Origin of the sequence: Longimycelium tulufanense, from assembly GCF_014645795.1 — a bacterium.
Lineage (GTDB): Bacteria > Actinomycetota > Actinomycetes > Mycobacteriales > Pseudonocardiaceae > Longimycelium > Longimycelium tulufanense.
Genome location: NZ_BMMK01000101.1, coordinates 1 through 209, shown reverse-complemented (window position 1 = coordinate 209; position 209 = coordinate 1). Strand labels below are relative to the sequence as shown.

Genomic DNA, 209 nt, shown 5'->3' with positions numbered 1-209 from the left:
CCGCTGCGGGACAGTCCGAGTTCCTCGCCCCGGTCCCGGTAGGGCAGCCGACCGTCCAGCAGGTCGGCCCCCCCTCCGGTGGGAGTGAAGGCGAAGTTGCTCTCGTGCAGGGCGAAGGGACTGGTGATGTTGCTGACCACCATCATCGGCAGACCGCGTCCGTCGGGGTAGGTGAAGGTGATCCCCATTCCCTTGAACGAGTCGTTGCC

1 pseudogene is annotated in these 209 nt (G+C 66.5%); it reads right to left on the bottom strand.

Annotated elements, in window-relative coordinates:
- Nucleotides 1–209 (bottom strand): annotated as a pseudogene (locus IEY55_RS31690) (hypothetical protein); the annotation flags it as partial.